The sequence below is a fragment of the Desulforamulus aquiferis genome, from assembly GCF_030577015.1.
GTDB lineage: Bacteria > Bacillota > Desulfotomaculia > Desulfotomaculales > Desulfotomaculaceae > Desulfotomaculum > Desulfotomaculum aquiferis.
In genome coordinates this window covers 20,831-28,536 of record NZ_JARPTC010000026.1, presented here as the reverse complement: position 1 = coordinate 28,536, position 7,706 = coordinate 20,831, and the positions used below count along the sequence as shown (strand labels likewise).

The window sequence follows — 7,706 nt, the reverse complement described above, 5'->3', positions numbered from 1 at the left end:
GGGGGTACACCTGTTCCCATCCCGAACACAGCAGTTAAGCCCTCCAGGGCCGATGGTACTCGGGGCGCAAGCCCCTGGGAGAGTAGGTCGTCGCCAGAGTAATTTTACAAAACCCGCTGTCTTTTGATTAAGACGGCGGGTTTCTTTATGTTTTAAGTGAGTAAAGGAACCGTACCTTGACTCGCTTTTTCTTTATTGACTCACAACTGTCAAACTGTCATGGGCAACTGTCATGGGGACGGTTCTGCTGACAGGACAGATAGTAATGTTTCAATTGTCACTAGAACCGTCCCTGTGACAACCTGTGACTCGCTGTGGGCTATTTCCAAAGCCTGATATAAGTTTGACCATTGGAGGGGTATATTGAAAATTTACTGTTATTGATGTATGAATTGTCTAATTTAATACTATTTAAAATAGGAGTGGTTAGTTGGTTATCAAGCTTTGAGGAAAGAATTGTGTTTATGTCATTTAATTGTTGTTCAAGGTTCTGAGAGTTTGTTTCAAATATCAATTCTATATCTAGATCAGCAGGGTAAAAATTGATTTGGCTTAAAGAGTTTTGAACTGGAATTGTATAGCCTTCTTTAATAAAGGTACCTGTCCAATGGGCTTCTATTTGTTGATGGGCTAAGTCATAGTTTAATTGATAGCCTAAGCCCTCAAGTACATATTTTACAGGAAGGTAGGTTTGTTCGTTAATTAATATCGGTTGAATGTCCATTTGTTCTAAAGCTGAATAGAAATTACCGTGTTTAACCAGAAAGTAATTATTATCCATAATAAATACTAGATTGGTTTGGTTCTTGGATAAGATAAGTCCCTTATAGTTATCTCTATCTATCCACTTAATATCTGAACCCAGGAGTTTTTCCAATGCGGGAGTAGAGATATATACTCTATCGTTATTAATTATGAACTGATTATGGGACGAGTCATTTAAAGGAATGATTAGTTTATCCTCTGCAAATGCGTAGGCTGGAAGGCAGAGTCCGGTAATAAGGAAAAGTGAAAGTAAAATTCCAGAAATTATGCGATGCACCTTGATACCCCCTAAAAATATCTAAAATTAATCTTTCTTCAAGGGGAGGCCTAAATCCTTTACGCCATTAAAAAATGGTGAAAATATTTAAAAACATATCATACTTTGGAGGTTTATTGAGAATTATGTAAAATTTAAACATATAGAGCATGTTATATGGAGGAGTGCATGAGGTGCGAATAATACAACTATTTACTTTTATTATTTTATTGCTTGTTCCGGTTGCAACTGTCTATGCTAATCCGGAAGTAACAAAATACGAAGTGGGCAATAAAAATATTCATGTCTTTATGTATCATGAAATTGGACATGGTCCCAATAATCTGTATGTGCCGGAAGATGAATTTGAATTACAAATGAGAATGCTGTCAGAGAATTCATATAAAACAGCAACAGTATCCCAAATTCCAGATATTTTAGCAGGTAGACTAGGTGATGAGGATGATAGATGGGTTCTATTAACCTTTGATGATGGTTATGTATCCTTTTATGAAAAGGCCTTTCCTATTCTTAAAAAGTATAATTTAAAGGGTACCGTATTTATAATAACTGATATGGTTGATACACCTAATCATATGACATGGAGACAACTGGAGAGTATTCAGTCCGATGGAATAGAGATAGCGAGTCATACAAAAACACACCCCTATTTAACATCCCTAACAAAAGAGAACCAAGAGATTGAAATACTTAATTCTAAAAGAAAGTTAGAGCAGATTTTAAACAATAGAGTAATATCCTTTAGTTACCCATATGGTTCCTATAATCAAGAGGTAAAGGAGAGGGTAAAGCATGCCGGTTATTCAACAGCGGTTACAGTAGTCCCTGGCATAGCTTCCTCCGAGGATGATCCATTACTTATTCCCAGGATAAATGTCTACGGTGGCATAAGTCAAAACTCTTTAGAATCCATTCTGAGCTTAAGGAAAGGCCAGTTTGATAATAATATGGCAAAAATCTTTGAGGCCATTGATATTAACCCTAAGGATTCAATTGCTTACTTGAATAGAGGTATGGCTTATCACTATCTTGGGGTTAATGATAAGGCAATTGCAGATTGTAATGAAGCTATAGAATTAGATCCAAGCCGGCCCGAGCCCTACAACGGGAGAGGGTGGATTTACAATGAATTGGGTCAATATGAACAGGCAATTAAGGATTATAGTAAATCCATTGAACTAGCACCTGAGTTTTCTTACCCATATAACAATAGGGGAGCCGCATACATAAGACTAGGGTTATATCAAAAGGCTATTGAGGATTGCAATAAGGTTATTGAAATGGACCCGAGTTTTCCTTACCTGGCATCTACCTATAGCAAGAGAGGATATGCCCACGCAAAGTTAGGATTGTATGCTGAGGCCATAGATGATCTTAATAAGTCCATAGAAATGGACCCCAATAATCCAACGGTTTATTACAACATTTACACTGTATTAGTCCAAATGGATCAAAAGCAAAAAGGGTTATATTATTTAGAAAGGGCACTGGAGCTAGAACTTAAAGCATAATATCTAACATTAATAATCGGTACTACATTATTCTATAACAGGCTTGTTGAGCTGATAATGACTAGGAGCGAATACTAATGAGTAAAAATTTAAAGGCCAATAGTAAGTTTAAGTTCTCCTGCCATGAGCAGCTAGAGTGTTTTAAGAAATGCTGCAGGGACATTAATATATTTTTGACACCCCTAGATGTTTTAAGAATGAAAAATAAGTTAGGGATGTCATCGGGAGAGTTTTTAATTAAACATACTCATATACTAAGGGTACCTAGTTCAGGATTTCCAGTGGTTGTCTTAAAGATGCGGGAGGAAGATTTAGTTTGTCCTTTTATATCTGAAAAGGGATGCATGGTTTATCATGAACGACCCTGGTCGTGTAGAATGGCCCCGGTTGAAATAAGGGGTGCAGATGAATATGGTTTTGCCTTTGAACCTTCGCGCTGCCACGGTTTAAAGGAAACAAAGGAATGGACAGTTAAGGATTGGATGGATAATCAGGGATTAAGGGATTATGAGGAACCGGAGAAGCTCTTTGGCTCAATCCCCACAAGGCTCAGACCTACAGGTCATAAAGAGCTGGATGGTGTAATGATGGATATGCTATTAATCGGCTGCTATGATTTGGATAAATTCAGAAATATGCTTATGTACCATAATGAGTTCACCCTTCAACTCAACCAGCAAGAATTGGCTGAAATTATGGAAGATGATTTAGCATTGATGAAATTTGCCTTCAAGTGGCTACCTGAAAACTTAACTGATACTATAAAACTTCAGACCCTAAAGCAATTTCTAAATAATTATAGTGAATAGAAAACAACAAGGCTTTCGTTATGACCATAGGGTAAAACCTTGAGATTCGACGAAAGCCTTGTTTTTGAGAAAAAAAGAGGACTTGCAAGATGGCAAGTCCTCTGCTGATATTTAATGGTGATCGTCACTGGGTACTTTATCAGGTAATCCTTCAGGCTTGCTGTAAACACCCCTTGGTACATAGAAGGTGTGCAGCAGCTTATGGGATTTTTCACCCAGTGGTTCTCCCAGGAACTGCTCATAGATGGCAGTGATTGCCGGGTTCTCGTGGGATTTGCGGAGTGGTAGCTCCTCATCAGCTTTATAGGTACCGGCAATTCGCTTGAGGCGCACATCAAGATTAGTGGGGATGGGCTGACCTCCGCCACCAATGCAACCGCCGGGGCAGCACATGATTTCGATGAAGTGATAATCAGCTTCACCGGCCCGGATTTTATCCAGAAGCTTACGGGCATTACCAAGGGTGTGGGCTACCGCAACCTTAACATCTAGGTCGCCAACCTTTAAGGTAGCTTCCTTAATGCCTTCCATACCACGGACTGGGGTCAAGTTAATGTCCGGTAGAGGTTGCTTGGTAAGAATTTCGTAAACGGTACGTACTGCTGCTTCCATTACGCCGCCGGTGGCACCAAAGATAACTGCGGCACCAGTGGAGAGACCCATTGGATCGTCGTAATTCTCTTCAGGGAGACTATCCCAATCGACGCCAATTTCGCGCAGCATACGACCCAACTCACGGGTGGTAAGTACAACGTCAACATCCTGGTAGCCACTGTCCGTAAGCTCATCACGTTGAGCCTCGAATTTTTTAGCAGTACAGGGCATGATAGATACACTGTAAATGTTGGCAGGGTCAATGCCTTTCTTTTCTGCATAGAAGGTCTTGGCCAAAGCGCCAAACATTTGTTGAGGTGATTTACAGGTTGACAGGTGAGCAAGTAGGTCGGGGTAGTACATTTCAATGTATTTAATCCAACCAGGGCTGCAGGAGGTAATCATGGGCAGTACACCGCCGCTGGTTACCCGTTTGATAAACTCCGTACCTTCTTCCATAATGGTCAGGTCGGCTGTGAAGTCTGTATCCATAACAGCGTCAAAGCCTAGGCGGCGAAGGGCTGCCACCAGCTTGCCTGTGCCAATGGTACCTGGCTCCATGCCAAATTCTTCAGCAATAGCTACCCTTACAGCGGGTGCAGTTTGGACAACCACATGCTTGTTTGCATCATCCAGGGCACGCCATACCTTGCCGGTGTCATCTACTTCTACGATTGCCCCGGTGGGACAAACCAGTGAGCACTGACCACACATGGCACAGTTGACATCATTGAGACTCTGGTTGAAGGGGGGAGCTACAACTGTTTCAAATCCACGATTCATGGTGCTAATGCACTTAACCCCTTGAACCTTTTCGCAAACTGCTACACAGCGTCGGCAAAGGATGCATTTGCGGGGATCACGAACAATGGAAGGGGAAGAGTTATCGATATCGTCTTTGCTGTGGCTTTGGGCAGGTCTCACAAAACGAATGTCACCTAATGCCATAGCCTCAGAAAGGGCTTGTAATTCGCAGTTGGTATTACGTTGACAGGTATTGCACTCCTGGGGGTGATTAGACTGGATTAGCTCCAGGGTCATTTTACGGGATGCTCTTACTGCTGCGGAGTTGGTTTTAACAACCATGCCTTCAGCCACGGGACTAACGCATGCAGCTTGGAGAGCCCGGGCGCCCTGTACTTCAACTACACAAATACGACAGGCACCGATTGCGTTGATATCCTTCATGTAACAAAGGGTAGGTATGTTTACACCAATCTGCTTAGCAGCTTCTAATATGGTTGAGCCTTGTTCGACTTCAACTTTTACATTGTCAATAGTAAGTGATACGGTTGCCATATGCCTTTTCCCTCCTATCCTCTAGGATTTTAGGCCTTTGCGGGGCATTTTACAAATGCCAGCCGGGCAGGTTTTATCTTTGATGTGAGCTTCAAACTCATCACGGAAATAACGCAGAGTGCTAAGAATGGGGTTGGGAGCAGTTTGACCAAGGCCGCAAAGGGCGGAGGCCTTAATGGAGTTAGCCAGCTCAACCAACAAATCCAAATCGCCTTCCTTGCCAAGACCTTTAGTTATGCGCTCCAGGATTTCCAGCATTCTCTTGGTGCCAATTCGGCAGGGAGAGCACTTACCACAGGATTCGTCCTGGGTGAAACCAAGGTAGAATTTGGCTAGGTCAACCATACAGGTTCCTTCATCAACAATAATCATTCCACCAGAGCCTACAATAGAGCCCAGAGCAGCTAGGTTTTCATAGTCAATGGGAGTATCCAGATAAGCAGCAGGGATACATCCGCCGGAAGGACCACCGGTTTGAGCAGCTTTAAATTCCTTATCACCTTCTACGCCGCCGCCGATATCATAAACTATTTCCCGCAGGGTGATGCCCATGGGAACTTCCACCAGACCGGTATTTTTAATTCTGCCGGCCAGGGTGAATACCTTGGTGCCTTTGCTCTTTTCGGTACCCATGGAGGCATACCAATCTCCACCATTAATAATGATGGGGCAAATGCTGGCCCAGGTTTCTACGTTATTAATCACGGTAGGCTTTTCAAATAGACCCGAAACAGCAGGGAAGGGAGGACGTGGACGTGGCTCGCCACGGCGACCTTCAATGGAAGCCAATAGGGCGGTCTCTTCACCACAAACGAAGGCACCGGCACCTACCCGGATCTCAATATCAAAGCTAAAGTCGGTGCCCATAATGTTATTGCCAAGCAGACCAACTTCCCTTGCCCTGCAAAGGGCTTTGTTGAAGTGGTCAATGGCCCTGGGATATTCCATACGGATATAGGCAAAGCCTTTATTAGCACCTACAGCATATCCGCCTAGGGTCATTGCTTCAACTACGGAATAGGGATCATCTTCCAGAACCGAGCGATCCATAAAGGCACCCGGATCACCTTCATCACCGTTGCATACAATGTATTTCTGGTCAGCCTTTTGATCCAATACAAATTGCCATTTTACACCTGTGGGGAAGCCAGCACCGCCACGACCACGCAGGCCGGACTTCTTAACTTCGTCCACCACTTCTTGAGGGGCCATACCTTGTAGAACCTTGGAGAGGGCCTTGAAGCCATCCATGGCGATATATTCTTCTAAGGAAGTTTGGTTAATTAGACCACAATTGCGAAGGGCATTGCGTTTTTGCTTCTTGAAGAATACCATATCGGATTTGCGAGCTTGAACTGTTCCATCAGGAGCATGGTAACACAAGCGCTCAACAAACTTGCCTTCCTTCAGGTGAGAGTTAATAATTTCCTCAGCATCCTCAGGTTGAACTCTGCAATAGTAGTAGCCTTCTGGGAATATGGTAATTACCGGGCCCATTTCACAAGTGCCCATACAGCCTGTAACCACTAACTTAACAGTGTCTTGTAAGCCATTATTTTCTATGGCCTTTTGTACGGCATCCAGTGTGTTTTGACAACCAACTGAAATACATCCAGTTCCACCGCAGACCAGTACGTGATATTTGAAATTGTCGGTGGGCTCTTCGCCCAGGCGCAACTTAATAGTTTCTTTAGCAGTTGCCCTTAATAATTCGAGTTCAGCAAAATTCATATATTTCACCTCCCTGGAGGTTATTATTCGTATTTGGCTATTATTTCGGATACTTTATCCGAAGACATACGGGGGTAAACTTCACCGTTTACAGTGAGTACCGGAGCAATACCGCAAGCACCGAGGCACCTCACCAGATCTAGGCTGAAACGACGGTCTTCAGTGGTATTTCCAGCTTTTATGCCCATCTCCTTTTCAAGCATAGCTTGAACTTCGGGAGCACCTTTAACATAACAGGCGGTTCCTAGACACAGGTTAACCGAATGCCTTCCTCTAGGACGAAGGCTAAAGGCTGCGTAGAAGGTGGCCACTCCGTAAACATCGCTAAGGGGAACACCTAATTCCTCTGCGGTTTTAACTAAATAATCCTTGGGAAGATACCCTTGGGATTCTTGAATTGCTGCCATAACAACAATCAGCCCGTTGGGATTTCCCTTATTCTGAGCAAACAGTGCATCTAGGCTTTTATCCTGCTCACAGTTACATTTGCACTCTGCACCCATACGATGGTTCCTCCTCTCGTTGGAAGCATATTTTACCGAAACCTGCAAATTTTTAAAAAACAAACTGAATAAACCTTAAGTATGGGACTAGTAAATAGCCTGTCTAACAACTTGATGGTAGGGTAGCATTATTAAAATATGTCTTAGCTACCATACATAAACCCCTGTTACTACAGAAAAATTTAATCATGTCTTGATGTGACTTTAGCCACCACCA

6 protein-coding genes and 1 rRNA gene are annotated in these 7,706 nt (G+C 43.0%); 3 read left to right on the top strand and 4 right to left on the bottom strand.

From position 1 onward, the window contains the following. Positions 1-99 (top strand): 5S ribosomal RNA (gene rrf / locus P6N53_RS16720); the annotation flags it as partial. Between the two features lie 220 nt (positions 100-319). On the opposite strand, the gene P6N53_RS16715 is transcribed toward rrf, so the two are convergent. Further along, positions 320-1,042 carry a stalk domain-containing protein gene (locus P6N53_RS16715; protein ID WP_304545216.1) on the bottom strand — a complete coding sequence of 241 codons (723 nt, stop codon included), beginning with the start codon at positions 1,040-1,042 and terminating at the stop codon, positions 320-322. Positions 1,043-1,215: 173 nt separating this feature from the next. On the opposite strand from P6N53_RS16715, the gene P6N53_RS16710 reads away from it, so the two are divergent. Then, positions 1,216-2,553 carry a polysaccharide deacetylase family protein gene (locus P6N53_RS16710; protein WP_304545214.1) on the top strand — a complete coding sequence of 446 codons (1,338 nt, stop codon included), beginning with the start codon at positions 1,216-1,218 and terminating at the stop codon, positions 2,551-2,553. A gap of 77 nt (positions 2,554-2,630) precedes the next feature. Beyond that, positions 2,631-3,362 (top strand): YkgJ family cysteine cluster protein, encoded by a 732-nt coding sequence (locus P6N53_RS16705; protein ID WP_304545212.1) that lies wholly within the window; start codon positions 2,631-2,633, stop codon positions 3,360-3,362. 111 nt (positions 3,363-3,473) lie between these two features. Here P6N53_RS16705 and P6N53_RS16700 read toward each other — a convergent pair whose 3' ends face one another. Genes P6N53_RS16700 through P6N53_RS16690 form a run of 3 tightly spaced genes read right to left on the bottom strand, consistent with a single transcriptional unit; the run spans position 3,474 to position 7,489 of the window. After that, on the bottom strand, positions 3,474-5,255 hold the full coding sequence (locus P6N53_RS16700; RefSeq protein ID WP_304545210.1) for an NADH-dependent [FeFe] hydrogenase, group A6: 1,782 nt from the start codon (positions 5,253-5,255) through the stop codon (positions 3,474-3,476). A 21-nt stretch (positions 5,256-5,276) separates the two neighbouring features. Then, on the bottom strand, positions 5,277-6,986 hold the full coding sequence (locus P6N53_RS16695; protein ID WP_304545207.1) for a NuoF family protein: 1,710 nt from the start codon (positions 6,984-6,986) through the stop codon (positions 5,277-5,279). A gap of 23 nt (positions 6,987-7,009) precedes the next feature. Next, positions 7,010-7,489: an NADH-quinone oxidoreductase subunit NuoE family protein gene (locus P6N53_RS16690; RefSeq protein WP_304545205.1), complete on the bottom strand. Its 480-nt coding sequence runs from the start codon at positions 7,487-7,489 to the stop codon at positions 7,010-7,012. Positions 7,490-7,706 lie beyond the last annotated feature (217 nt).

Excerpts from the sequence above, each read along its gene's own strand:
- P6N53_RS16690 (WP_304545205.1), bottom strand. The coding sequence starts at position 7,489 with ATGGGTGCAGAGTGCAAATGTAACTGTGAGCAGGATAAAAGCCTAGAT.
- P6N53_RS16695 (WP_304545207.1), bottom strand. The coding sequence starts at position 6,986 with ATGAATTTTGCTGAACTCGAATTATTAAGGGCAACTGCTAAAGAAACT.
- P6N53_RS16705 (WP_304545212.1), top strand. The coding sequence starts at position 2,631 with ATGAGTAAAAATTTAAAGGCCAATAGTAAGTTTAAGTTCTCCTGCCAT.
- P6N53_RS16700 (WP_304545210.1), bottom strand. The coding sequence starts at position 5,255 with ATGGCAACCGTATCACTTACTATTGACAATGTAAAAGTTGAAGTCGAA.